Source organism: Acidovorax sp. GW821-FHT10E03 (genome assembly GCF_059415205.1).
Genome location: NZ_JBWKMU010000005.1, coordinates 110509 through 135887 on the forward strand (window position 1 = coordinate 110509; position 25379 = coordinate 135887).

The following is a 25379-nucleotide window of genomic DNA, read 5'->3' on the forward strand; positions in this document are numbered from 1 at the left end:
GGAAAAGAACGCCATGCCCCGCCTCACCACCACCGTGCGCGACGCCCGTACGCAAGCCATGCAGGCCCTGATGGACCGCTTGCGCGTTGATGCGTTGGTTTTCACCACTGCGGATTTCTTTCAGTATGCGAGCAACTTCCAGCTTGACGTCTGGCCCTGGGAGCGCCCGGTGTTCCTTTTTGTGCCGCGCCACGGCGCACCGTTCGCGGTGATGAACGAACTCTCCACCCACCACCTGCGCTTTTGCCTGGAAAAGCAGAGCTTGTGGCTGGACGCTGACCGCATTCACTACTACAGCGAGCACCCCCGCATCACGAACAGGCTGCCCTTGCCAGCGCAATTGCCCGAGGTGGTGGCCGGCCTGCTGCACTCGAACGGCTTGGCCGGTGCGCGGCTAGCGGTGGATCTCCCGCACCCGGTGCTGGCGCTGGCGCAGGGCCATTTGCCTGAGCTGGTGGTGCGCCCCTCCCACGGCGAGATGCGTGCGCTGCGATGGGTCAAGCATGCCGAGGAACTGCAGATCATGCGAGAACTCGGCAGTTTGACGGACTGGGCGCAGGACCGCTACCGCGAGCTCTACAAGGCCGGCGCCCTGGTCCAGGTAGTGGATCACACCGTGGCCGCGTTGATGGCAGAGGAAGCCGCGAGGCGGTTCCCCGGCGAGGATTTCGAAATCATGAAGTGCTGGACGTTGACCGGCCCCGCTTCGGCCTCGCCGCACGGCGATGGCGCTTCATGCGGCGCCCGCATTGCACCGGGCGACACCATCGTCAACTTCGTGCTGCCGCGCTTGAATGGCTACTACGTGGAGAACGAACGCACCTGGTTCTGCGGCGCGCCGAGCGCGCAGCAGGTGCAATGCTTCGAGACCGCGCGCGCCGCGACCGATGCCGCCGTCGCCGCCGCGCGCCCGGGCAGGCGCGTGTGCGACATGGACGCTGCGGCGCTGGCGGTGATCGAGAAGGCCGGACTGGCCGACCACGTGTTCCATCGCACGGGACATGCCGTGGGCCTGATGCTGCATGAGTACCCCGAGGACATGGCTTTCAATACGCGTGCGCTGCTCGCCGGCGAGGTGTACTCATCAGAGCCCGGTCTCTATGTGTATGGCCTGGGCGGTTTCAGGCTCGATGACACGGTAGTGGTCGGTGATGAACCGGAGGTATTGGTGAAGACCCCCAAGGACCTCACCTACGCCACAGTGGGCTAGAGGAGGTGCTCACCACACAAAGCCGCCACGCCCGGTGAATCGCAATTGATCCCATCCGGTAGTTACCCCGGTGGCTCGAGGAAGACGGCATGCCGCAGTGCCGTCCTGTCGTCCAGCCAGTCAAGCGTTGCGGGAGTAGATGGCGGCCACTGGCTTGGTTCGCGCATGCAGCAACTGAATGGCCCCAAGGACGAAAAGCACCACCCCCTCGCCCTTGAGGCGATTGCTGCGTTCGCAACAGATGGTCCGGCGCTTGCGTCGGCGGCAGGGCGTCGGGATCAAGTTCAAGGCACGTTCAATGGTCAGGATTTCCGGTTGTCGCCGGTGCCAGGCAGTGCCTGCAGATTGAACCGGACGCGGATTTTCTCGCGAAGAGCCGGATGGATTCCTTGAGGGTCCACCAGCAATCCCCACTGCTGCTTGTTGTGGTGGTGCGAAAGTTGGTGCAGCCCGAATGCGTGCATCATGGCATTGCGACGCGCTCCGACGTCCTGTGCATGGTTCACGGATTCCTTGACTGCCTTGAGGACGAAACTCCCCTTGTTGGCGATCTTCTTGGCGAGGTTCAGCGCGCTTTCCATCAACGCACCCGCCGGGAAAACCTGATTGACCATCCCGCATTGCTTTGCATCTTGAGCGGTCAGCCAGTCACCGGTCATCAGCCATTCCTTTGCCTTGCGGGAACCCAGTTCCCACGGATGCATGAAAAACTCGACGCCTGCGACGCCAAACTCGAGCGTTGGATCGCGAAACCGGGCATCGTCAGCCGCGACGATCATGTCGCAGCACCAGGCAAGCATGAGACCGCCGGCCACGCAAGACCCTTGCACCACCGCGATCGTCGGCTTGGCGAGGTTGCGCCAGCGTTCACACATCTCCAGGTAGATCTCCTTTTCCCTTCCATAGAGGCCTTCGACGCCCGGGCCGTCGAATGCAGCCCAGGTGCCCACCGTGCGGAAGTCACGCCAGGTTCTGTTGTGGTCGCCGCCCATGTCATGGCCGGCCGAAAAGTGATCGCCGTCCCCTGAGAGGAGGATGACCTTCACTGCGTCATCCTGCGCGGCGCGGTCGAACGCTGCATTCAGCGCGTACGTCATCTCCATGTTCTGCGCGTTGCGCTCGGCCGGTCGCGACATCGCGATGTTCACGATGTCCTGCGTGAAGTGCTCGTAGCGCACGCCGTCGTATGTGTGGGGGTCGAAGAATGTGGGCTGCATGGAAGTGGCTGCTGTGTTAGTGCTGCTGGTTGGGGTAAAGAGGAATCGGCTGTATCTTGGCTCCCGTGGCGGATGCGATGTGCTCACGCATCCGCAAGGTGATCTCAGCCTGCATTTCGCCCGGTGCGGGATGCAGTTTTTCGATGTCGTCGAGGATTGACGGGATGGGGTCGCTGACGGGGACGCCCAGCGAAAGTGCCCATTTCTCGACCTGGAAGATGAATTCCGGACTGATCCGTGGAGGAACCTCGGCGTTCATGGGGTCGCCCATGGCGTCATCCAGCGAAACAAAATCGACTGCTGCGGCCCGAAAGCAGTCCAGGATTTCCTCCAGGCAGTCCGCGGCAATGGACGTGCCATGGATCAGCCAGATGTGGATCGGGTCGCGGCCGAACACCGCCCTCGCGTTTGCCGCGTGAACACGCAACTCGTGCAGCGCGCTGGCCACATAGGCACGACGTATCTGCGCCGCCTCCTCGGGCGAACCGCGTTTCAATACCCGGCAGTACGCCGCATTCCAACGTATGTCGTGGAATCCGATGCTGACCGGGACCGGCGTGTAGCCCATGTCCTCGAGCCTGTCCAGGATGGCTCCGCACTTGCACGCGGTGTCGCCCCACAGATCCATGCAGAACCGGAAGCAGCGCCTTGGCGCCTGGTTGATGTAGTGGCCAAGGTACTTTTCTGCCTCTTCGATATCGCGGGCGTAAGTGTCTGCGTCCAACCAGTTGAGTGGTGGGTGGTTGTGCGTGTGGTTGGCCACATGATGGCCACTCTCGACCCACGTGTCGAAAACCTCCAGCAAGTTCGCGTCGTCTTCGATCGGGGCGGTGTTGGAGAACTGGTAAACCCCGGCCACGCCATGCGACTTCAAGGCGGAGATGATCGCGCGAATGTTTGATGGCACACTGTGCCTGGGAGCCATTGGCACCCCTCGAAGCAGCAGCATGTCGTCGATCGTGATCGCGATCTTCAGTCGGCCCAGGGGTGAAACGGGCAGGGGAGTCTTGTTGATGCCGGGGGTGGAATGCATGATGTCGGGACCAATCATTTGTCGGTCCCCGAGCATCGCCGCTGCACAGGCGCTCGTCTATTCAACAATACGAAAGGTGACTTTCAGCATGGAAAAGTGCAGGCGGCCGGATGTCGAAGACGGCATTTGGTCATCCACATGCTAGACCGCCCCCAGGAGCGGCCACAGGGCATGCCCAGGCGCTCTGTCCACTTCGATCTCGCCGACCTTCGCCTGATGGTGCGCATCGCCGACACCAACAGCCTCACGCGCGCTGCCGAACAGGTCCACATCTCGCTGCCTGCTGCGAGCAATCGGATCAAGCAACTTGAACAATCGGTGGCCACGCGCCTGATCAACCGGACCAGCAAGGGGCTGACGCTCACGGCCGCGGGCCAGGCGATGATCAAGCACGCGCGGCTGATCATGGAGCAGGTCGAGCTGTTGCGTGCCGAGATGCTTGATATCTCCGACGGCATCGATGGGCGCTTGCGGATCATGGCCAGCACCACTGCCATCAGTGAATTTCTGCCGCCTGTGATCGAGCAGTTCCTCGCAAGTCGGCCCGGAACCAGCATCGACTTGCGGGAACGCCTTTCAAGCGACATCGTTCGAGCGGTTGCGGAAGGGGTGGTTGATGTCGGCGTGATCCTCGAAGACGTTGGCACAACTGGTCTGGAGATTCTTCCCTATCGCACCGATCACATGGTGCTCGCTGTGCCGGCAGGACATCCTCTGGCTGAGCGGCGTTCTGTTTCTTTTGCCGAGACGCTGGATTTTGACCACGTCGGACTTTCCCAATCGAGCACGCTTCACAACTTCTTGCTGCAGCAGGCTGAAATGCTCAGGCGACACATCAATCTGCGTGCCCAAGTCGGCAATTTCGAAGCACTGTGCCGGATGGTTCAGGCACGGATCGGCGTCGGCGTGCTCACCCATCTGCCAGCCGCACGCCATGCGAAGTCGATGAACATCCGCATCGTGAGCCTGGAGGACGAGTGGTCGATTCGACCCCAGTACATCTGCATCAGAGGATTGGAGGAACTGCCACCGTTCGCACGTGAATTCGTCGAGATGTTGCGCGCGGATGCACGCGATAGCCAGAGCACCGTGAGTTGATACGTTACGGGGGTTAAGCAGGGCGAAACTGCTGTTTTCCAATAGTGAATTGCCAGGAGGCCGTCGCCTCGCGAATATGCGGGTCTGGCGGACACGTGCGCCTGCTGACAACTTCAAAATTGGAGACGAATATGTGTATCAAAAATGGCGTGAAGGTCGCGATAGCTGCTGTACTCGCTTTGACGCTTCAGAGTGGATTTTCCCAGGCGTGGCCATCGAAGCCGGTGCAACTGGTCGTGCCGTACCCGCCGGGAGGCGTGCTGGACAACTTCGCTCGGCCGATGGCGGAGGCGCTCAGCAAGGAGCTTGGGCAGCCTGTGGTGATCGATAACCGGGCCGGCGCGAATGGGATCATCGGGACGACGCGGTGTGCGAAGGCCTCCGCCGACGGCTACACGCTTTGCATCAGCAACGGCGACATCATGTCGCTCAATCCACAGCTGTACTCGAAGCTGCCCTATAGCCCGAAGACTGACCTGGTTCCCGTGGTCCGCATGGCGAACATGGTGGCGGCGATCGTGGTCTCCTCCGGCGTCGGCGCGAAGAACCTCAGCGAACTGGCTGCACTGGACAAGGCGAATCCCGGGAAGGTCAACTGGGGGACTTTCGGAACGGGCAGCACCTCGCACGTGTTCTTGACCGAGTACAACCGTGTGTTTGGAACCCAGCTGACCCACGTGCCGTACAACGGCTCGGCGCCGTTGATGCAGGCCTTGTTGGCGGGTGACGTGCAGTCCGCGATGTTGGCGCACGTCGCAGTGGCCCCGTACATCGAAACCGGAAGGCTGCGCGCGATCGCCGTGATGGGTGAAAAGCGGTCCGACTTCTTCCCTGGCGTGCAGACGATCAGCGAACAGAAATTCGCTTTCTCCGGCGAGAACTGGATCGGGCTGACCGCTCCTGCCGGCACGCCCCCGGCGGTCTTGGAGCGCGTCAATCTCGCAGTCAACAAGGTTCTCGCCGACCCGGGATTCCGCAAGCGCAGTCTCGAGGCCCTGGGGCTGGAGCCCGTGGGTGGATCGAGGGACGCGTTTGCGCAGTATCTCGGGCGCGAGCAGGCACTTTGGGCCGAGTTGATCTCGCACAGCAAGATCAAGCTGGACTGAGAACCAATCGGGATTTTTAGCCATATGAAACTGCATCACCCCCCCACCTTCTTCTCGTTGGTGCTGCGTGCCTTGCGCAAGTACCCGGGCCGCACAGCCTTCCGCCAGGGCGAATTGGCAGTTCTCTATCAAGACGCCATCGATTTCATGGGGAAAGTTCAGGCGGTGCTGAGTTCGCACGGCATGCGCCGGGGCGCGCGCGTCGCATTGCTGACGGAAAACAGGTACGAGACTTGGTGCGCGTCCGTCGCGGCACAGGGGCTCGGCGCTGCCACCAGCTGGCTGCACCCGCTCAGTTCGCTGGACTCCCAGGTGTCCCAGATCCGCGACGTGGGTGCTACCGTCCTGATCATCGACACGGATGGATTCACAATGCGGGCCCATGAACTCGCCGAGGCGCTCCCGGGCGTTTCCGTGTTCCACGTGGGAGAGGCTGGACCCGGTGCCGATCTTCTGGCGCTTGTCGCCCGGCATGAACAGGTCGAACCGGTCGAGCGGGCGATCGCGACCGACATCGGCACGTTGAATTTCACCGGGGGCACGACCGGCCGCCAGAAGGCCATCGTGCGCGAGGCAGGTCAGGTCGCGCTGATGTCCATCGCCATGAACAGCGAACTGGAGCTGCCCGATGGCGTGCAATATTTGGCGATCGCGTTGATCAGCCATGTCACAGGACAGTTGATTGCACCGACGCTGATGCGTGGCGGCACTGTCCATCTGATAAAGAAGTTCGACGCAGGCCAGGTACTGGAGATCATCCAGCGCGAGCGCATCAGTGCAACCCTGATGGTGCCCACGATGATCTACAAGCTTCTGGATGCGCCACTCGAGGAGTTCGACCTGGACAGCCTCGAGCTCGTGGTCTATGCGGGGTCCGTCATTTCGCCGGACCGCCTGAGGGAAGCGATTCAACGCATCGGCCCGGTCTTTTCCCAGGTCTATGCGCAGACAGAATGCACCCCCATCGCGATCTTGCGCCGCAGGGATCATGATCTGGACGATCCTGCATCCTTGGCAGCGTGTGGCTACCCCATGGCGACGGCCGAAATCGCGATTCTCGACGACAGCAATCAGCCGCTGGCGGCGGGCGAAATCGGTGAGATCTGCGTGCGAAGCCCGTCGGTGATGCAAGGCTATCTCGAGCAGCCGGAAGCCACCCGGCAAGCACTGGCTGGCGAGTGGTTGCACACCGGGGACATCGGTTTTTCCGATCCGCATGGCCGCCTGTCGATTGTGGACCGCAAGAAGGACATGATCGTGTCAGGGGGCTCGAACGTCTATCCGCGGGAGGTCGAGGATGTTCTGGCCGCGCATGCCGCTGTCGCATCCGCCGCCGTGATCGGCGTGCCCCATGCCACGTGGGGTGAAGCCGTCGCGGCGTTCGTCGTGTTGCGGGACGGGGCTGAAGCCGAGGCAGCTGACCTGATCGCCTACGTGCGGGAACGCAAGGGGCCGCTGATTGCACCGAAGCAAATCATCTTCGCAGATGCGCTGCCAACGACCCCCTTTGGAAAAATCGACAAGAAGAAGCTGCGAGCGCCTTTCTGGGAGCGAGAGACGAGGTTGATTTGACGCGGGCAAGCCTCGCGTCCCGTGGCTTTTTTTTGGTGCGCCGGTGGTAAGCCAGGCGCACGCCGATAGACGCGAGAATGACCGGCCTCGGGGCGCTTCAGCAAGCCGCAGCCTGCAGCGACAGGCGCCCCGTTTTTCGGGCATGGCCGGCCTGGAGCGCACACCCTTTCTCCTGACCGGGCAACAACCCGGTCGAAGCCCGGGCGATGCAGGTCGCCCGTCCGGTCAGCGTCGTGCCGTCAAGCGACGCCAACACGGTCACTCGATGGCCACCTTGGCCGTCTTGACGTACTGGCCCCAGCGATCGATCTCGCTGAAATAGAAGTTCTGGTACGCGCGCTGATCCATGTGCTCGACGACGAAGAACATCTTCTTGGTCTGCTCGACGATGGCTGGCTCCCTGAGGGTGGCGTCGACTGCCTCGTGCACGCGCGAGATGACGTCTTCCGGCATTCCGGCCGGGCCGAAAATTCCCACCCATGGTCCCCGTTCGACATTGAGACCGATTTCTTTCAGGGTCGGGACGTCCGGAAACTCCGGCAGGCGTTGGGGCATTGAAACCGCCAGCAGGCGCAGCGTACCGCTGCGGATGTGGGGTTCCACGGTCGACAGGACGTTGATGGAACAATCGACCTGTTGAGACAGCTGGGCATTGAGCAGGGGCGCGGTGCCGTTGTAGGGCACATGCAGGAGATCGACGCTCTTGGCCACCTTCAGGGCCTCCATCATGAGGTGTCCGGACGTGGCGGTGCTCCACGAGCCGAAGCTCATCGGGGTCTTGGCATCCTTGGCCATCTGCAGGAACTGGTTCAGGTTCTTGGCTGGGTGTGAAGCGCTCACCACCAAGGCCGCAGGGAAGAAGCCCAGCGGCGCAATGGCAACAAATTCCTTCTTGGGGTCGTAAGGTGCCTTCTTCATCGCATGGGGCGCGATGGTGTGCGACTCCATGCCGCCGTAGACGAGCGTGTAGCCGTCGGCGGGGCTGCGCGCTGCCGCGACGCTACCGATGGTTCCGACGGCGCCGGGGCGGTTGTCAACCACGACGGCCTGGCCGAGCCGCTTCTGAAGACTCGTTCCCATGAGGCGCACGATCACATCGCCGCCGCCCCCCGCAGCCCAGGGGACGATGATCTTGATCGGACGGTGGGGGAACACAGCACCCTGTGCGAGCGTGGGGCACGCCCACGTTGACAACATCGTGGCGCCGAGGGAACCGAGCACGGTGCGGCGCTTGACCTGAGGTTGTGTCATGTCGATAGTCTCCAAGTTATGAGATGGGTGAACGGTCTGGCTGGCTTCGAGGCCGGCGGAATCAGCCGCCCCGCCGGCAATGGCGGCTGTCTTAGTTTTGGCGCAGCTCTTCAAGCAAGACGACCGCCCGGTCGGTGCGTACGTCGTGCTCCGCGGCCATGCGCCTGGCAACGACTTCGATCTCGTCACCCGTTGCCCCTGCGACCAGCGCGATGTTGCGTGCGTGCAGGGCCATATGGCCGCGTTGGATCCCTTCGGTGGCCAGGGCGCGCAGCGCTCCGAGGTTCTGGGCCAGGCCCACAGCGACGGCCACCTCGCCCAGCTCCTGCGCCGACCTGACGCCCATGATCTTGAGCGACAACCGGGCCAGCGGGTGTGTCTTGGTCGCGCCGCCCACCAGGCCCACGGGCATGGGCATTTCGATGGTGCCGACCAGCGCGCCCTGGGTGTCTTTCTCCCAGGTCGTCAGCGAGGTGTAGCGGCCGTTTCGGCAGGCGTAGGCATGGGCGCCGGCCTCGACCGCGCGCCAGTCGTTGCCGGTGGCAACGATGACGGGATCTATGCCGTTCATGATGCCTTTGTTGTGCGTGGCCGCACGGTACGGGTCGATGGCTGCGAAGGTGTAGGCATCGAGCACGCCTTCGATGATCTCTTCGCCGCTGCGCTCTTTGGTTCTGAGCGTTTCGGGCGTGAGCCGCACGCGGGCGCGTGACAGACGCAGGTCGGCCAGGTTGGACAGGATGCGCAGCCGCACGGTGCCGCCCGTGAGCTTCTCGACCAGGGGCGAAACCGATTCGGCCATGGTGTTGACGGTGTTGGCACCCATCGCGTCGCGCACGTCGACGATCAGGTGCATGACGACCATGGGACCGCGGGCCGTGTCGGGGAACACGTGGATCTCGATGTCGCGGCAGCCGCCGCCCAGGCCGATGAGGACCTTGTCGCGGCTGTTGGCGACCTCCAGGATCTCGTCACGATGCTTCAGGAGCGCCAGGCGGGCGCCATAGGGGTCGGTGATGCCAATGACCTGCACCTGGGCACGCATCAGCGGCCCCGTGCTGGAGGTTTCGAAGCCGCCACAGTCGCGGGCCAGCTTGGCCATGAACGAGGCCGCCGCCACGACGGACGGCTCTTCGACCACCATCGGTACCAGGACATCGCGACCGTTGATCTGGAAGTTGCCGCCGATGCCGAACGGAAGTTCGAATGTTCCGATGACGTTCTCCACCATGCCGTTGGCACGTTCGACGCTGAGCGCGCCGGGCTGGTTGATGAGCGCGACGTCTCCCTCGGACAGGTTGGTGATGCGTGCGACATGTTCCAGGCGCTGCGCAGGGGTGAGTGAGCGGAAATTGGGGAGTCGTGAATCGACCATTGGGTGTCTACTGGGTGGTGGATACGGTATGGGCAAACTTTAAAACCGCCGTACCAAATAGTGAAGGTACAGTTTTGCCAAACAGTTTGCTTTCCGGGCAAAGACCGGCGATGTGTCATAGTTGATCAATGACAGTTGAAGGAAGCTCCCAGACACGTCGCCCCAGATCAGTTACCTTGCCCGTCGCGGTCGCCGACGACATCGAGCGGCAGATCCGCGACGGTGCCTACAAGGTCGGCGACAAATTGCCCTCGCTGCGTGAGATGGCCGAACTCCACAAGTACGCCAAGAACACGGTGGTCACCGCATTTGAATTGCTCGTTTCGCGTGGGCTGATTGAACCCCGCCGCGGTGCTGGGTACTTCGTGGTCGACAAACCGCCTTCCAGGGCGGCCGATGACGAGGCGGGAAGCTTGGGGCGAGCCATGGACATCGTCTGGCTGATGCGTGAGCAGCTCAAGAACGAGCCGGGCGCCTTGGCAATCGCCGATGGCTTCCCGCCAGTCGAATGGCTTTCGGATGTGAGGCTGGACAAGTACCACCAGAAAGTCGTGCGCACGGGGCTGGGCTCCCTGTTCCGCTATGGCAGCCGCTTCGGGTACGCGCCGCTGCGTGAGCATTTGGTGCGCAAACTCGCGGACTTTGGGATCGGCGCCGAACCGCGGCAGATCGTACTGACGCACGGTGCCAATGAGGCGATGGACATCGTTATTCGCTACTTCGTGCCGCCCGGCGGCAAGGTTCTGGTGGATGACCCTGGCTACTACCCTTTGTTTGGCAAGTTGAAGATGGCCAGCGCCGAGGTGCTGGGCGTGCCACGCCTGCACGATGGGCCGGACCTGGAGGCCCTGGAGCAGTTGTTGATCACCCAGCGGCCCAGGCTCTTCTTTACGCAGTCGCTCGCACACAACCCGACAGGCTCGGACCTGTCCGCGGCAAAGGCATTTCGTGTTCTGCAGCTGGCACAGAAATACGACCTGCTGATCGTTGAGAACGATCCGCTTGCGGACTTCAAGCCGACCTCGTCGCCACGCCTGGCTTCTCTGGACCAACTCGAGCGCACGATCTACATCGGCAGCTTCTCAAAATCGTTCTCGGCCGCACTGCGCGTGGGCTTCATTGCTTGCGGCGCGGATTTGGCCAGTGACCTTGCCGATCTGAAAGCGCTGATCCACGTGAGCAGTTCTGAGTATTGCGAACGGACCGTCGATGTCATGTTGAGCGAAGGCCACTATCAACGACACCTGACCCGGTTGCGCAGTCGGCTGGGCGAAGCGACGGAGGGTGCGCGCGCGCTGTTCGAATCTGTAGGAGCGAACATCTTCGCAAAGAACGCCCAGTCCCTCTACCTGTGGGTATCCATGCCGGGGGTGGATGATTCGATGACCCTTGCAGATTCGCTGCGCCCACACAACATCCGGTTGGCTCCGGGCAGGATTTTCAGCGTTGACACCTCCGCGACCTCGCCATGGTCACGCTATAACGTGGGGGCGGTGATGGACCCGAGGTTCAGAACAGCCCTCCAAAACGCGCTGGTGCAATTGGGCTCCTCCTAGCGTCCCACGATGCTCAAGAGCCTTGCTGCAGGTTCTCAATCGTTGTGCTTTCGTCGTTCGAGGCTCTCAAACGACGCATATCTAAACTGAGCGAGAGATCGGTAGTCACTTGTCGGTGCAGGGCACTCCAGGCTGGAATCGACCATGCGCTACCTCGGCATGAGGGGGCGATGCCTGGGAGAACTCCGGGCAGATCGATATCTGATCGACAGGCACCGAGGGTGGGGTGGCTCAGCGCCTGCGGTTCTTTTTCTGCCGTGGTCGTTCCTCACTTCTTCCAGGACCGTAGCATGAGAGCGTTGGTCACCACACTCACGCTGCTCAGGGCCATGGCAGCTCCGGCCACCATGGGATTCAGCAGTCCCAATGCCGCCAGGGGAATCCCGACCACGTTGTACGCGAATGCCCAGAACAGGTTCTGACGGATCTTTGCGTAGGTACGCCGGGAGATATCGATGGCATCCGCGATCAGCGCAGGGTCTCCGCGCATGAGCGTGATCCCCGCCGCATGCATGGCCACGTCCGTGCCCGTGGACATGGCAATTCCCACGTTTGCAGCCGCCAGAGCGGGCGCGTCGTTGATCCCGTCACCCACCATCGCCACCTGTCTGCCACCGGCCTTGAGCTGGGCCACGATATCCGCCTTGCCTTCCGGCAGCACATCGGCGCGAACCTGATCGATGCCCAAGGCGCGGGCCACCGCGCCTGCGCTTCCCTTGTTGTCCCCGGTGACCAGGACGGTCTGGATGCCCAGGCGGTGCAGTTGGGCAATGGCCTGTTGGGAGCTGGGCTTGACGGTGTCTCCAAACGCCAAGAGTCCCACCACTTCTGGCGCATCGGTCACGTCGGCCAACCAGGACACAGTGCGGCCTTCGTGCTGCATCTGTGCGGCGGTCACCGTCAGGCTGGCCGTGTTGACGCCTAGCTCATCCATGTAACGCGTGCTTCCCAGGCGGATCTGGCGTCCTTTGACGACAGCAGACATACCTCTGCCAGGCACGGCAGTGACCTCGGTGGCCCGAGGCACGATCACGCCCTGGATGCGCGCTGCATCCATCACCGCCTTCGCCAGCGGATGCTCGCTGCCGTTCTGAATGGCGGCCGCAAACGGCAGCAGCTGATCCTGGTGGCCTTCGGCGGGTATCGCTGCCGTCAAGGTGGGCTTGCCCTCGGTCAGGGTGCCGGTCTTGTCGAACGCCACGGTGTCGATGCGGTGGGCAACTTCAAGTGCTTCGGCATCCTTGATCAGAATACCGTGGCGTGCTGCTACGCCGGTGCCCGCCATGATCGCGGTGGGAGTCGCCAAGCCCAGCGCACAAGGGCACGCAATGACAAGTACCGCGACGGCATTGAGGATCGCCTGCTCCCAGTGGCCAGTGGCGAAGCCCCAGCCCATCAGTGTGATGGCAGCAAGGCCGAGCACCACGGGCACAAAGACCGCACTCACTTCATCCACTATCCGCTGGATGGGAGCCTTCTTGGCCTGTGCCGACTCGACCATGCGCACGATGCGCGACAGGGTTGACTCAGCGCCAATGGCGGTGGTGCGCACCAGCAGCAAGCCTTCCGCGTTCACTGCGCCCCCCGTCACCTTGTCACCGACGTGCTTCGCCACGGGCAGGCTCTCCCCGGTGATCAATGACTCATCCACCTGGCTGGCGCCTTCGATCACGGCGCCATCCACCGGGACTCTTTCCCCTGGACGAACAACCACCGTATCACCTACTTTCACACGTGAAAGCGGTAGATCGATGTCACCGGCATCAGTGCGCACGCGCGCAATCTCCGGGCGCAGCGCATGCAGCGCCCGGATGGCCTCAGTGGTTTGCCGCTTGGCCCGGGCCTCCAGCCACTTCCCCAGAAGGACAAGCGTGACGATGACTGCGGAGGCTTCAAAATACAGGTGGGGGGTGCCGTGCTCGGCGTGCTTGAACAACAGATACAAGCTCAAGCCGTACCCGGCCGACGTACCCAGCGCCACCAGCAGATCCATGTTTCCTGCCCCTGCACGCAGCGCCTTCCAGCCGGCACGGTAAAACCGCGCTCCCAGCCAGAATTGCACTGGCGTGGCCAAGGCGAGTTGAATCCAGCCGTTGAGTGTCCAGTCCTGGCCGAACAGCATGCCCACCATAGGCAACACCAGAGGAACGGACAGGCCCCCCGCCAGCGCGACCGGCCACCAAGGCGCAGACTGATTCGCGGGTTCAGCCGGAGTGCTCGCATCCACCATCTGGGCCTCATAGCCCGCCTTTGCAACGGCGGCTACCAGACGTTCGGGTGGCAAGCCTGCATCGAAACGAATCTGCGCACGCTCGGTGGCCAGATTGACTTCGGCATGCTTTACGCCAGGCACGGCCTTCAGCGCCTTTTCGACACGTCCAACGCACGAAGCGCACGTCATCCCGCCGATCAGCAACTCCATGGATTCCTCCGCCACTGCGTATCCCGCCTTTTGCACGGCCGCAGCCAGAGCAGTGACTGCCACCGTGGCGGCGGCCACCACGGTGGCGCGCTCCGTGGCAATGTTCACGGTCACCTCGCGGACACCGGGTACGGCTTTCAGTGCCTTTTCAACCCGCCCAACGCAGGAGCCGCAGGTCATGCCCAGAATCGGGAGATTCAGGTGTGCGCTCGACAGGGCGGCGGACGAGGCCGCTTCATTCACGGGGGTATTCATGACAATCTCCAAGTGGTGTTCAACTCCGGCGGTATCCGGCACAGCCCGGACTTTCAGGGTTGACACGGTGGGAGACGCAAACGAGTCAGCATGTCTTGGGCAGGCCACCATCCGGCCACTTGACCTTGCCCCTGTGGCAAACCGGAGACTGGGCACCTCTTAACTTTTCCCCAGAGGTGAAAAATGCACGAATTCCAACTTCCCGACATGACCTGCGGACACTGTGCGGGGATGGTGAACCAGACGCTGCAGATGGCAGACCCTGACTGCAAGGTGCGGGTGGACATGTCCAGGCGGATGGTCACGGTGCAAAGCGCGGAAGACCGCAAGACACTGGCCGAGGCACTGACCGAGGCCGGATACCCACCCGCCTGATTCGGTCGGGATAAAAAAAGGAACGTCCGGGGAGCTTGACATTGACACGGTGGCAAGGAGGAAAGTCCTGGCTACCGGGTTATTCCATTGCACAGGAGCATCCATGACCACACTCATGAACATCGGCGATGCAGCCAAGGCGGCAGGCGTATCGGCCAAGATGATCCGCCACTACGAGCAAACAGGATTGTTGCCAGAAGCCGAGCGCAGCGAGTCTGGCTATCGAAAGTACGGTGAGCGCGAAGTTTCGGTACTGCGTTTCATCCGGCAGTCGCGCCGCCTCGGATTCTCCATGCCACAGATTGCGGAGTTGATCGGCCAATGGGGCGACACGCACCGCACCAGTCGGCAGGTGAAAGCGATTGCCGAGCGCCATCTGGCGGATCTGGAGGAGAAGCTGCGGGAGATTGTCGAGATGAAATCGGCGTTGGAGCAGTTGGTTTCTGTGTGCGCTGGCGACGACCATGCGCATTGCGCAATCCTGGACAACCTGGCGGCGGACAGTCCGTCGAAGCCCAACCACAACGCCAGTTTCGTCAAGCCCACTCGGCGCGGAGCCAAGGCGTCCAGAACACACCTTGAAGCGACCCACGCGCCGACGAACAGTCATCTGGATCTCATGACGTGGATGCGAGGTGTCCACGTACATCGAGGGGGGCACTGAACCAGGCCGCGGTGGGACCATGGAACCATCGCCTTGTGCCGCGATGGTGGCCGACCGTGGCAGGGCCTTCTTGTGCGGCGCGGCCTCACGCACCGGCTTGCCTGGCATGCTCGATGGCGCTGACGACCGTCTTGCAGCCCTCATCGATCACCATGAACTGGATCTCAAGGGCGGCCGCTGTGGGCGCTTGACATTCCCACCGTGTCAAGCCTTAACGTTCCAACAAGGTCTCGCACCATCTTGAGGACTTCTTGGAGAACGCCATGAACAACGACCCCGCCACACAGCGCCTGGAGAGGAATCGGACAAAAAATAACCTCGGCAGACTTTCAACACATCGATAGGGAGGCCATCCATGCCAGCTGCAGCACCGCACGATCACGCAAGCCACGGACATCAGCATCATGAGGGCCATCACGGGCATTCACCTGCTCCATCAACAGGGTTGAAAGATCCAGTCTGCGGCATGGAGGTGACGGACCAGTTGCATCACTCGGCAGAGCACGAAGGACATCGCTACTACTTTTGTAGCGTCAAGTGCAAAACACGCTTTGTGGAAGCGCCGCAAAAATTCCTCACCACGCCGCGGAGCGACCGCGCCCCTCAGCCCAAGCCCGCAGCGGCGCAACCCGGCACGATCTACACCTGTCCCATGCACCCGGAGGTGCAGCAGGACCACCCCGGGAACTGCCCCAAGTGCGGCATGACACTGGAGCCCATGCTGCCCACGCTCGATGAGGGAGAAAACGCCGAACTCGTGGATTTCCGGCATCGCTTCTGGTGGACGCTGCCTCTCACTGTGGTGGTCACCGTCCTGGCCATGCTTGGGCACCGCTTGCAGTGGTTCGAGATGGCCACGCAGAGCTGGATCGAGCTGGTGTTGACCGTTCCCATCGTTCTGTGGGCGGGCTGGCCCTTCTTCGTGCGCGGTGCGCAGTCGGTCGTGAACCGCAGCCCCAATATGTGGACGCTGATCAGCCTGGGCACCGGTGCCGCTTTCGTCTACAGCGTGGTCGCGACCGTTGCGCCGGGGGTGTTTCCCGCCTCGTTCCAGGCCATGGGGCGCGTGGCGGTGTATTTCGAAGCTGCAGCCGTCATCATCTCGCTCACGCTCCTCGGCCAGATGCTGGAGCTGAAAGCGCGCTCCCAGACCTCGGCCGCCATCAAATCGCTGTTGGGCCTGGCTCCCAAGACGGCGCGGCGCATCGACGCCAACGGCCAGGAGAGCGACGTGCCGCTGTCCCACGTCCATGTGGGTGACCTGCTGCGCGTGCGCCCCGGGGAGAAGGTGCCGGTGGATGGCGTGGTCGTCGAGGGGAGCAGCGCCGTGGACGAAGCCATGCTCACTGGCGAGCCGGTGCCCATCGTCAAAGGGCCCGGGGATGCAGTCATCGGTGCCACGCTCAATACCAACGGAGCGCTCGTGATCCGGTCGGAGCGGGTGGGCTCCGCCACCATGCTGTCCCAGATCGTTCAGATGGTGGCCCAGGCACAGCGCTCACGGGCCCCCATGCAGCGCATGGCGGACCAGGTGGCGGGGTACTTCGTGGTGGCCGTGGTCGGTATCGCGTTGCTCACGCTCTTCGCGTGGGGCCTGTTCGGTCCTGAGCCACGGTGGGTCTATGGCCTGGTCAATGCCGTGGCCGTGCTGATCATCGCGTGTCCCTGCGCGTTGGGCCTGGCAACACCCATGTCCATCATGGTGGCCACGGGCCGGGGGGCGACCCGTGGCGTGCTGTTCAGGGACGCGGCAGCCATCGAGAACCTGCGCAAGGTGGACACGCTGATCGTGGACAAGACTGGCACGCTCACAGAGGGCAAACCCTCCTTCGAGCGTGTGGTGGCCATGCCCGGCATATCCAACGACGAAGTGTTGCGTCTGGCTGCCAGCCTGGACCAAGGCAGCGAGCACCCGCTGGCCGACGCCATTGTGCAGGCGGCCCGCGCCAAGGGGCTGGCCCTGGACAAGCCCGAGGACTTCGAGTCCGGGTCGGGCATCGGCGTACGCGGACGGGTCGGCGGGCGCCAGATCGCCCTGGGAAACACGGTCCTCATGGAGCAGGTGGGCGTTTCTGCGGATCCGCTGCTTGCGCAGGCAGAGGCCTTGCGCGCCACAGGCGCCAGCGTGATGTACCTGGCGGCCGATGGCCAGCTTCAAGGCCTGCTGGCGGTCTCGGATGCCATCAAGGCCAGCACGCCCGAAGCGCTGGCGACCTTGCACGCGGCGGGACTGCGCATTGTCATGGCCACGGGCGACGGCATGACCACCGCCAAGGCGGTGGGGGCCAAGCTGGGGATTGATGAGGTCCATGGCGAGGTCAAGCCTGCGGACAAGCTGGCCCTGGTGTCGCGGCTGCAGGCCGAAGGCCGTGTTGTCGCCATGGCGGGGGACGGGATCAACGACGCGCCCGCCCTTGCCAAGGCGGATGTGGGGATCGCGATGGGCACCGGCACCGACGTGGCGATGAACAGCGCACAGGTCACCTTGGTCAAGGGCGATCTGCGGGGTATTTCCACAGCGCGGGAACTGTCCGAGGCGACGGTGGGCAACATGAAGCAGAATCTCATGTTCGCCTTCCTCTACAACGCGCTGGGCATACCGATTGCGGCAGGGCTGCTGTATCCCTTCACCGGCTGGCTGCTGTCGCCGATGATCGCGGCCCTGGCGATGAGCCTGAGTTCTGCCTCGGTGATCACCAACGCCCTGCGGCTTCGCAAGGGCTGAGATGGACCTGCAGGCACCGAGTTGATCTGAGTGAGGTCCCTGGCCGGCATTTCCGCAAGACAGCAAGGAAACCGGCATCCTGTCAGCATGCACGGTGCTCGCAGGCCCGTTTCCGACGGCTTCGGTCTGGCGGGCACCACGACGGTGATGGAAGCCGTCTGCGGTGCCGCTCCGGGGGGCTCGGTGGGCCATGGGCCCGAGTTGATCGATGCGCTTGCGCGGCTTTTTGCCGACTCGCATTCAATGCCAATTGCGATGAGTGGTGAGCGGTGAACGGCCAATCATGTGGTCCTGACGGCGCCCACACGCCGCATCCGGCATGACGGGCTCGTCTCGTATGCTCTCTGCAGAGAATGACTCCCAGATGGATACCTCCCAGGAACCCGATATGACGCCCCCGCTCACACCAACCGGCATCACCCTCTACGGCAACCGTGAATCTGGCCATAGCAACAAGGTGCGCCTGGCATTGGTGTTTGGGCAGGTTGAGCATGACTATGTCCATATCGACATCTTTGTGTCGCCTGAACAACGACCGGAGCCATTTCGCAGCCTGGCGCGTTTCAATGAGGTACCGCTCCTGGTGTGGGGAGCGGAGAGTTTCGTGCAGTCCAACGCCATTCTGTGCCTGCTGGCAGAGCGCCTGCAGCGCCTGGGTGGCGAGAGCCCGCAGCGCATGGCGCGTGTGCGCGAATGGCTGTTCTGGGAAGCCAATCGTCTCGGCCTGTCGCTGCCACATGTTCGGTTTGCCCGCCAGTTTGCCCCGCAGGAGTATCCCGGCGGCACACCGGAATGGCTGCTGGCGCGCTATCAGCGCGACATAGCGCGGCTTGAGGCCGAGCTGAGCGACGGACGCGCATTCATCCTCGACGAGCAACTATCGGTCGCTGATTGCGCGCTCTGCGGCTACCTGTTCTGGGCGGATGACGTGGGGCTCGATGTTCTGCCACACGTGCGTGCCTGGCTGCGTCGAATCCAGCAACTGCCGGGCTGGCAGCCTCCTCGCGAACTGCTGTCCGCTGCGCCTTGATCTGGCCCTGGCAGCGCCACCATGAAAAGCCGCTGCAATGGACGCAACCGGATGGCGTGCCCGCGCGTTGCGTTCACGCGCATATGCCTCAGCTGACGGGCATCCACCGGCAGCGCGCCCGTGTGACTGCTTGGCGCGGCCCTATGCGGTCTGCGCACATTGCTTGTCGGGTTCGCACCGTGCCTGCCGTGGCAACAGCGGACGTCCGCGCAGCCGACCGAAGTCAGGACGCGCAGTTGGGCGACATATTTCGCAATTGAAAAGGAGTTGCAGCTTGAACGCGTCATGGTGTCCACCGTTATCGGTTGGTGGACACGATGACGACCGCCTAACGCAATCTATTTACTATGGGACGAGCGCGCGCTTGCGACGGATCAGGCCCATCGTGACCATCAAGCTGGACAGCATGACAAGTCCCCATTCCGAGAGCGTGGGAATCGATGCCGGAGCATTGGCCGCTTCTACGGCGATGACGCGCGACTGCGTATTGTTGGATGTATCACCGTCGCCTGCTGCACCCGTTGTGCCGTTGGCGGTAGCCGTCCCCAAGGTCGTGGGGGTGCCGCTCACCTGGCATGTCACCGTCTGGCCTTGGGGAATGGCGTTCCCTGCGACCCATGCCGAGGCCCCAGGGCTGACCGTGCAGGAGCTCGTGGACAGGCCCGGAGGCAGACCGGCGACAGAGCAACTCGTGCTGGCCACCGCATCGGCAGAACCAGCGTTGGTGCAGGTGTAGCTCCCTGTGTAAGAGACACCCACTCTTGCAGTGGCAGGCAACCCGCTCACATCCACCAGTACATCCGGGGCCGTCGTCATAGACACAGGCTTCGATGCTGTGTTGTTGCCGACATTGATGTCGCCCGTGGCGCCGGTGGTGCCGTTCACGGTCAAACCACCAGAGCTGGTTGGCGTGCCGCTCACCGCACAGGTGACGAAGGCCCCCGCAGGTACGGCGTTTCCGGCGATCCAGGCGCCGCCTGTGCTGATGCTGCAGGCCCCTTGGTTCACCCCTGCCGGGAGCCCTCCCACGGCGCAGGTGGTGCCGGTGAGCGCCGTGGCGGCACCGATGTTCTGGCATGTGAAGCTACCGCTGTAGGGCACACCAACTGTCCCTGAGGGCGGAATACCTGCCAAGTCGATCGCCATGTCAGGCGTAGGTAGGACACCAGCGATGGCGATGATGGCGGTACGTTCATTGTTCAGCGTATTCGGATCGTTGTCGGCCCCGGTGGTCACATGCACGGTCACGCTACCCGTTGTGGTGGGTGTTCCAGAAACTTGACATGTCACAGTCTCTCCGGAAGGCACGGTACCTGGCTGGGTCCAGGGCGTATTGGCCGGGCTCACGGTACATGCCGAGACGCCCACGCCTGCGGGCAGGTTTGCGGCATCGCATGTTGCAACATCCGCGGCAGCAGCCCCCTTGTTGGTGCAGGTATACGAGCCGGTGTAAAGCGTGCCTACATTGGCAGTCGGTGGCAGGTTCAGAGTCACCGCATCCACGTCCATGTCGCTGAGCGTCGAAGGGCTTACCAGATCCGTTTTCCACATGGGGCCGGGAAGCGGATCGACCGCGTCACCCGCGATGGTGTAGTTCCCGTTGTTGATGGGCCCCATTGCCCCATCGGGAACAACTACGGTGACAGTAAAAGACCCCGACTGCCCCGGCGCCAACGTACCCACGTTGCAACTCAGGGAGCCGCCTGGCGTTGGCGGTGTGGCAGTGGCGCCACCAGAAGCCGGCGTGCAGTTTCCTCCACTGGAAGACACGTAGGTCACGTTTTGAGGGACGGCCGAATTGTCTTGCGGCATCACCGGCGTCACAGTGGCGTTGCTCACTGGGTCGCTGGTCTTGTTGGTGTAGGTATAGGTGTAGGTGATCTGAGTGCCATTGGCGCTGCTGACAGACACGGGGCCAGAGACGCTCACCCACAACACGTCGGGGAGCCTGAAGCTAAAGCTGTCCACATGCACATGGCCTTCGTGCCCGCCAGGAGAGCAACCCGCCGCCACCAGTTCAAGCTCGATCCAGTCGCCCACCTGCAGTTTGGCATTGCCGGGGGCTATGTCAAAAGTGATGAATTCCGAATAGGCGTAGTTCCGGGTGTTGTTCGTGGTGTCATGCCACACGGTCCCTGGCTGGTTGGAGAAGTTGAAGGTGAAGAACAACTGGCCAGGGGAGCTCGCGGGGGCACCGGGCACAGGAACAGGGGTGGAATCCACGGCCGACGTGATCTTGCGCACTTCGACCGCAAAGTAGGGCTGTTCTTCGGAGAAATGCCCACCGGAAACGCTGGAAACATATACCGCACCATTTGTCACGTTAGTGGCGTTACTGGTCAGCGTAATTTGCGTGTCACTGTCAACGGAAAGTACCTGACGATCCGTATTGTTTGTGCCAAGACGCACATAGTTTCCAGGGCTCACCGTGGCCGTGAAATTGGTCCCCGTGCCTGTGACGATGGGGGAGCCGGAAGCAGCACTCACGGTGCCACCCAGCACTTTGATCAATCCTGGGTTGTCAAGCACGGGCGTCATGGCGAAGCGAACGTGTACCTTGCCATCTGCGTCCACATCGGCAGCCGTCACTTGGGCGCGTTGCCGAATGGAGCTGGCACGGGAAGCATGGCTCGTGTACTGCACGGGCGGGTTCCCCAGGGTCGGGCTGCCACTTCGGGCGATATGACGCGTTGCCTGGGTGGATCCAAGTGGATTCAGATTCACCAAAGCACTGTTGTTGCCAGCAAAGGGCCAGCGCAAGGAGGCAGCGGGGATGGCGCCAGTGAGCAGATGATCCTGTTGGCTGCGAGCGCCCGCGCCACCTGCATCCAGCACCACGGACAGGTCCGTGGCGTCTGGTGCCGTCCCCGTGGTGGTATAGAGATTGGGGTCATATCCCGCGTCACCAGCATTGGCCCGAAGATTCAGATCCTTGATGGATTTGGGGTTGATGGTGTGCGTACTAACTGTGGGCACGCCGTTGTTCTGCAGAGTCGTTTTGATCCATTCGCTGCCAAACGTGCCGCCCTCAAACCCGCCATTGACGAATTCGGCGTGCGCCGGATGCGCTGCCAGAAGCATCCCCCCAACACCTATCGCGGCCACGCCGCGCAGGAACTTGTGAACCAAGGCATGCATGGTTCTCCAACCATTTGTTCTTTTCAACACGATTTCCTCTTTGGATTTAAACGCTGCTCAGAACGGTGAAGCAGTGAGCAGACATACAACAAACAACTTTCGGATCGTGGGTCCGCGTCATGAAACGAGGGGCCCAGCGAAAAAAATCCTGCCCCTGTCCAAAATGGGCGCAATGCCTGCGGCATCGCACAAAGGACATTCAGCGCGTTACGGCAGTGCGGAAATCACGTCGAGATTCGATACGCCGAAAACGACGCACGGTCGTGCCAACGCCAATGGACTAGCCAATCTGCAGATAACTAACCGGCGCCTCCGGGGTTTCCCGGTCAGCCCTCCAGGCCCAACCCGTGGCCGACAAGTGCTACAGCGCGCCGATTGGACGCTGTGCAGCGCAGGTGCGACTGCATCCGAACGCCAGGACGCGGACCTCACTGCCGAGCCATCCCCCTCGGCACGGTCTCGAGTAAATTGCCGCCGGCATTTCGCTCATCAGCGGTTTGATGCGGGGACTGCAGGTGCGCCTTCTGCGACGCAGCTCTTCAGGCCGCCACGCACGGCGATTTCAAGCCGTCATGTGCTGTCAAGCAAGGCACCGTATAGGTGCCCATGCAAAGGCAACCGTGCAATCAGTGGGGCGAGCGATTTTTGTGACATGGTGAAATAGGACGTTGGGGCAAATTGCTCCAGCTGCCCAATACTCATGTCACATACGGTAACTCGCCATAAATCAAAAATCCGAGAATTGACTATTGTTTGCAATCTCGATCACGGCCTGATCGATGGGGGCCATGCCTGCGCTACGTGCGGCGAGCCCCATCTGTGAACGGACTTATTGCAATTCGGTACCCCCGCCAATACGGCGCCCCCATGCCGCAGATGAAGTCCTTTGCACTGAAGCAAACGGGGGCAACCGTCGGATGTGCTCGATACCGGCCCCCTTCCCCATGCGGCCTTCCATTCGGTGGCGTGGCGTGCGCTGCCGGGTTCGTTCACGCGGAAGGTGATCAAGCCTTGTGGCTGGGCCTCTCGCAGAGCTGCGTGCGGGGGCGATGAACACGGCATGGGCACGGGTTTTCGGGTCGAAAAGCGCCCTGAGGTGGCACCCGGTTCAGGGCGTTCACGGGGACCGATTAACATTGGTAGCAATTCTTATTCTCAATTGCATACATGTTGATCGGTATTCTTCTGACCTTTGCGTGTGGCTGGCTGGTTCTGCGCGCCACTCCCCGTGCGGACGGGCCGCACCAGAGGTGGCCGTACGCAGCGGTGGGAATGGCGGCGGCGCTGGTCGCTGTAGGTGGCATCCACGCCAGTGGCATGGGGCTGGCCGTGTCCATCGCCTTCGTGTTGGGGGTGGCCATGCTGGCGATACCCTGCCTGAGCTACTGCCAGGCCAGGCGCCGTGGCGCTTCCAAAAGAGCTGTGCGATGAGTCGTCGCAAAGATCCCGACGCAGCGCCCCGTCATCTGCTCTTCAAGGGATTGACGGGTTTTCTTCTTGGCTTTCCATTGGCACTGTGGCTCAGTTGGCTGCTGATGTACGGCGGGCTCTTGCCAAGCCATGTGCCGGTACGCGACCAAATTGCCATGTGGCTGGCGGTCCTGCTGTGGGCGGCCGTGCCGTGCGCGGCATTCCTGGCCCGAAGCCGCCGGCAATGCCTGGCAGTTTTCCTGCTGGCCAATGCAGCTGCTTTCACCGCCTGGAAGGTATTGCAATGAAGGCGCAGACCGTTCGCGACTACCTGGCGGTTCACACCTGGGTTGGCATCCTCTGCGGGCTGGTGTTGTACGTCGCCTTCTACGCTGGCGCGTTCTCGATGCTGGAAGCCGAGATCACCCGCTGGACCCAGCCACCGGCCGCCGTATCCCGTGCGATCAGCAATGACGGCGACGCGCTGGCCAAAGTCTTCCTCGACGCGAACCCGGACTTCAAGGGCCGCGTGCGTTTGCGCTGGCCCAGTGCGGACCACACCCAGCCCGCGCTTGCGCACATGGTGCGCGGCCAGGACGCGGTGTGGTGGCAACTGGGCAACGATGGTCAATTGCACCGCATGCACTCCATGCCGCGCGAGGACGACACCAGCGGCAATTTTGTGGACTACCTGCATCGCAAGGGTGGCCTGCCCATTCCGCTGGAATTGGCCGAGCCGCTGATCGGCCTCGTGTCTCTGGCCTATGCGCTGGCCCTGGTGTCAGGCATCGTGGTGCTGCTGCCTTCGCTGGTGAAGGACTTGTTTTATCTGCGCCTGGGATCCAACCTCAAGCGCATGTGGCTGGATGTGCACAACCTGCTGGGCGTGGCCAGCCTGCCGTTTCACCTTGTCATCGCACTGAGCGCCGCCGTGTTCGGGCTACACGACATGGTCTACCTGGCGCAGGACAAGTTCGTCTATCAGGAAGGCCTGCGCGCCACCGTCGCGCGCGACAGTGTCAAGCCGCCGCAGGTGGCGCGCGCAGACTGGCTGCCTCCGAGCGAGATCATGCGCCGCGTACAGGAGCAGGCGCCGGGCTTTGCGCCCCTGGGCCTGGACTACGTGATGCTCCCCAGCGGCCCCGTGGGGCTGGTGGGGGGCGTGGATGAACGGCACTTCCAGCGCGCCTCGCGCTACGGCTTGGCTTTCGTGAATCTGGGCAGCGGCGAAATCTACGATCGCAACTATCTGCCGGGTGCCAGCGGCTATGCGTCGACGGCGCTCCTCAGCAGCCTGTTCGCGCTGCACTTCGGCAGCTATGGTGGCGATACGGTGCGCATCCTGTACCTGCTGCTGGGGCTGTCGGGTGCGCTGCTGTTCTACACCGGGAATTTGCTGTGGATAGAGACGCGGACCCAGCGCGCGCGCAAACCGCAAGACGGGCAGCCCATGAGGCGGCCGCGCCATGTGCGTGTCGTGTCCGCGCTCACGCAGGGTGTGTGCCTGGGCTGCGCTGCGGCGCTACCCGCGACGCTTGCCCTGGCGCACTGGTTCGCGCCGAGGGTGGGCGACATCGACATGCTCCACCAGGGTGTGTACTACACGCTGTTTCTCGCCTGCATCGCCTGGGCGATCTGGCGCGGCACGGAACGCGCTGCGCCCGGCCTGTTGTGGTTCACGGCGATCTGCAATGCGCTGGTACCCGTGGCCGCCGTGCTGCACCCCAGTCCGGACGGGGTACTGCTGGGCCTGACCTGCCTGCTGCTGGCACTGTTCTTCGGATGGCTGGGTTGGCGCCAGCGCGCCAAGGTGCATCCGGTCGGCGTGGCTGCCTGATGTGCATGCGCAACACTTCATTTTCATAGCTGCCTGCGCTTGCTGCATAAGCGCTGGAGGCCAATTTGACTTCCAGAAACAGGCCTACTGTACTCAGTCGCCAGC

The 25379-nt window shown here is 62.6% G+C and carries 17 protein-coding genes; 11 read left to right on the plus strand and 6 right to left on the minus strand.

What is annotated here, in order from left to right; genetic code table 11:
* The first annotated feature begins 13 nt into the window (after nucleotides 1–13).
* Nucleotides 14–1210, plus strand: a complete 1197-nt coding sequence (locus AC07OD_RS10345; protein ID WP_494596473.1) for a M24 family metallopeptidase — start codon at nucleotides 14–16, stop codon at nucleotides 1208–1210.
* Nucleotides 1211–1512: 302 nt separating this feature from the next.
* On the opposite strand, the gene AC07OD_RS10350 is transcribed toward AC07OD_RS10345, so the two are convergent.
* Together AC07OD_RS10350 and AC07OD_RS10355 are read right to left on the minus strand one after the other, a co-directional pair.
* Nucleotides 1513–2427, minus strand: a complete 915-nt coding sequence (locus AC07OD_RS10350) for an enoyl-CoA hydratase (RefSeq protein WP_494596475.1) — start codon at nucleotides 2425–2427, stop codon at nucleotides 1513–1515.
* Nucleotides 2428–2443: 16 nt separating this feature from the next.
* Complete coding sequence (locus AC07OD_RS10355) at nucleotides 2444–3460, minus strand: polysaccharide deacetylase family protein (RefSeq protein ID WP_494596477.1); 1017 nt, start codon at nucleotides 3458–3460, stop codon at nucleotides 2444–2446.
* A gap of 171 nt (nucleotides 3461–3631) precedes the next feature.
* On the opposite strand from AC07OD_RS10355, the gene AC07OD_RS10360 reads away from it, so the two are divergent.
* The 3 genes from AC07OD_RS10360 to AC07OD_RS10370 all read left to right on the plus strand — a co-directional run bounded on the left by AC07OD_RS10360 (nucleotide 3632) and on the right by AC07OD_RS10370 (nucleotide 7236).
* Nucleotides 3632–4558 carry a LysR family transcriptional regulator gene (locus AC07OD_RS10360; protein ID WP_218296204.1) on the plus strand — a complete coding sequence of 309 codons (927 nt, stop codon included), beginning with the start codon at nucleotides 3632–3634 and terminating at the stop codon, nucleotides 4556–4558.
* Nucleotides 4559–4653: 95 nt separating this feature from the next.
* On the plus strand, nucleotides 4654–5664 hold the full coding sequence (locus tag AC07OD_RS10365; protein WP_218339797.1) for a Bug family tripartite tricarboxylate transporter substrate binding protein: 1011 nt from the start codon (nucleotides 4654–4656) through the stop codon (nucleotides 5662–5664).
* Nucleotides 5665–5688: 24 nt separating this feature from the next.
* The gene (locus AC07OD_RS10370) at nucleotides 5689–7236 is read left to right on the plus strand and encodes an AMP-binding protein (RefSeq protein WP_494596479.1); all 1548 of its coding nucleotides are present in this window, start codon (nucleotides 5689–5691) and stop codon (nucleotides 7234–7236) included.
* 258 nt (nucleotides 7237–7494) lie between these two features.
* Here AC07OD_RS10370 and AC07OD_RS10375 read toward each other — a convergent pair whose 3' ends face one another.
* Together AC07OD_RS10375 and AC07OD_RS10380 are read right to left on the minus strand one after the other, a co-directional pair.
* On the minus strand, nucleotides 7495–8487 hold the full coding sequence (locus AC07OD_RS10375) for a Bug family tripartite tricarboxylate transporter substrate binding protein (protein WP_218296201.1): 993 nt from the start codon (nucleotides 8485–8487) through the stop codon (nucleotides 7495–7497).
* A gap of 91 nt (nucleotides 8488–8578) precedes the next feature.
* Nucleotides 8579–9862, minus strand: coding sequence for a hydroxymethylglutaryl-CoA reductase, degradative (locus AC07OD_RS10380; protein WP_218296200.1), 1284 nt, complete (start codon nucleotides 9860–9862; stop codon nucleotides 8579–8581).
* 128 nt (nucleotides 9863–9990) lie between these two features.
* Here AC07OD_RS10380 and AC07OD_RS10385 point away from each other — a divergent pair, with 128 nt between their 5' ends.
* A complete protein-coding gene (locus tag AC07OD_RS10385) occupies nucleotides 9991–11418 on the plus strand; it encodes an aminotransferase-like domain-containing protein (RefSeq protein ID WP_218296199.1) in 1428 nt (475 codons plus the stop codon).
* A gap of 268 nt (nucleotides 11419–11686) precedes the next feature.
* Here the strand turns inward: AC07OD_RS10385 and AC07OD_RS10390 are convergent, their stop codons facing one another.
* On the minus strand, nucleotides 11687–14095 hold the full coding sequence (locus AC07OD_RS10390; protein ID WP_494596482.1) for a heavy metal translocating P-type ATPase: 2409 nt from the start codon (nucleotides 14093–14095) through the stop codon (nucleotides 11687–11689).
* 183 nt (nucleotides 14096–14278) lie between these two features.
* On the opposite strand from AC07OD_RS10390, the gene AC07OD_RS10395 reads away from it, so the two are divergent.
* The 4 genes from AC07OD_RS10395 to AC07OD_RS10410 all read left to right on the plus strand — a co-directional run bounded on the left by AC07OD_RS10395 (nucleotide 14279) and on the right by AC07OD_RS10410 (nucleotide 18889).
* Entirely contained in the window at nucleotides 14279–14470 is a 192-nt protein-coding gene (locus AC07OD_RS10395; protein WP_218296197.1) for a heavy-metal-associated domain-containing protein, read from the plus strand.
* Between the two features lie 103 nt (nucleotides 14471–14573).
* Nucleotides 14574–15134, plus strand: a complete 561-nt coding sequence (cueR, locus tag AC07OD_RS10400; RefSeq protein ID WP_369643419.1) for a Cu(I)-responsive transcriptional regulator — start codon at nucleotides 14574–14576, stop codon at nucleotides 15132–15134.
* Between the two features lie 355 nt (nucleotides 15135–15489).
* Nucleotides 15490–17859, plus strand: coding sequence for a heavy metal translocating P-type ATPase (locus AC07OD_RS10405; RefSeq protein ID WP_494596485.1), 2370 nt, complete (start codon nucleotides 15490–15492; stop codon nucleotides 17857–17859).
* Between the two features lie 388 nt (nucleotides 17860–18247).
* Complete coding sequence (locus tag AC07OD_RS10410) at nucleotides 18248–18889, plus strand: glutathione S-transferase family protein (protein WP_494596487.1); 642 nt, start codon at nucleotides 18248–18250, stop codon at nucleotides 18887–18889.
* 345 nt (nucleotides 18890–19234) lie between these two features.
* Here the strand turns inward: AC07OD_RS10410 and AC07OD_RS10415 are convergent, their stop codons facing one another.
* Nucleotides 19235–22027, minus strand: coding sequence for an IPTL-CTERM sorting domain-containing protein (locus AC07OD_RS10415; RefSeq protein WP_494596489.1), 2793 nt, complete (start codon nucleotides 22025–22027; stop codon nucleotides 19235–19237).
* A 1427-nt stretch (nucleotides 22028–23454) separates the two neighbouring features.
* On the opposite strand from AC07OD_RS10415, the gene AC07OD_RS10420 reads away from it, so the two are divergent.
* Nucleotides 23455–23745 (plus strand): hypothetical protein, encoded by a 291-nt coding sequence (locus AC07OD_RS10420; protein WP_218296194.1) that lies wholly within the window; start codon nucleotides 23455–23457, stop codon nucleotides 23743–23745.
* Nucleotides 23742–25274, plus strand: coding sequence for a PepSY-associated TM helix domain-containing protein (locus AC07OD_RS10425; RefSeq protein WP_494596491.1), 1533 nt, complete (start codon nucleotides 23742–23744; stop codon nucleotides 25272–25274). Before AC07OD_RS10420 ends, AC07OD_RS10425 begins: the two co-directional genes overlap by 4 nt.
* The last annotated feature ends 105 nt before the right edge of the window (nucleotides 25275–25379 follow it).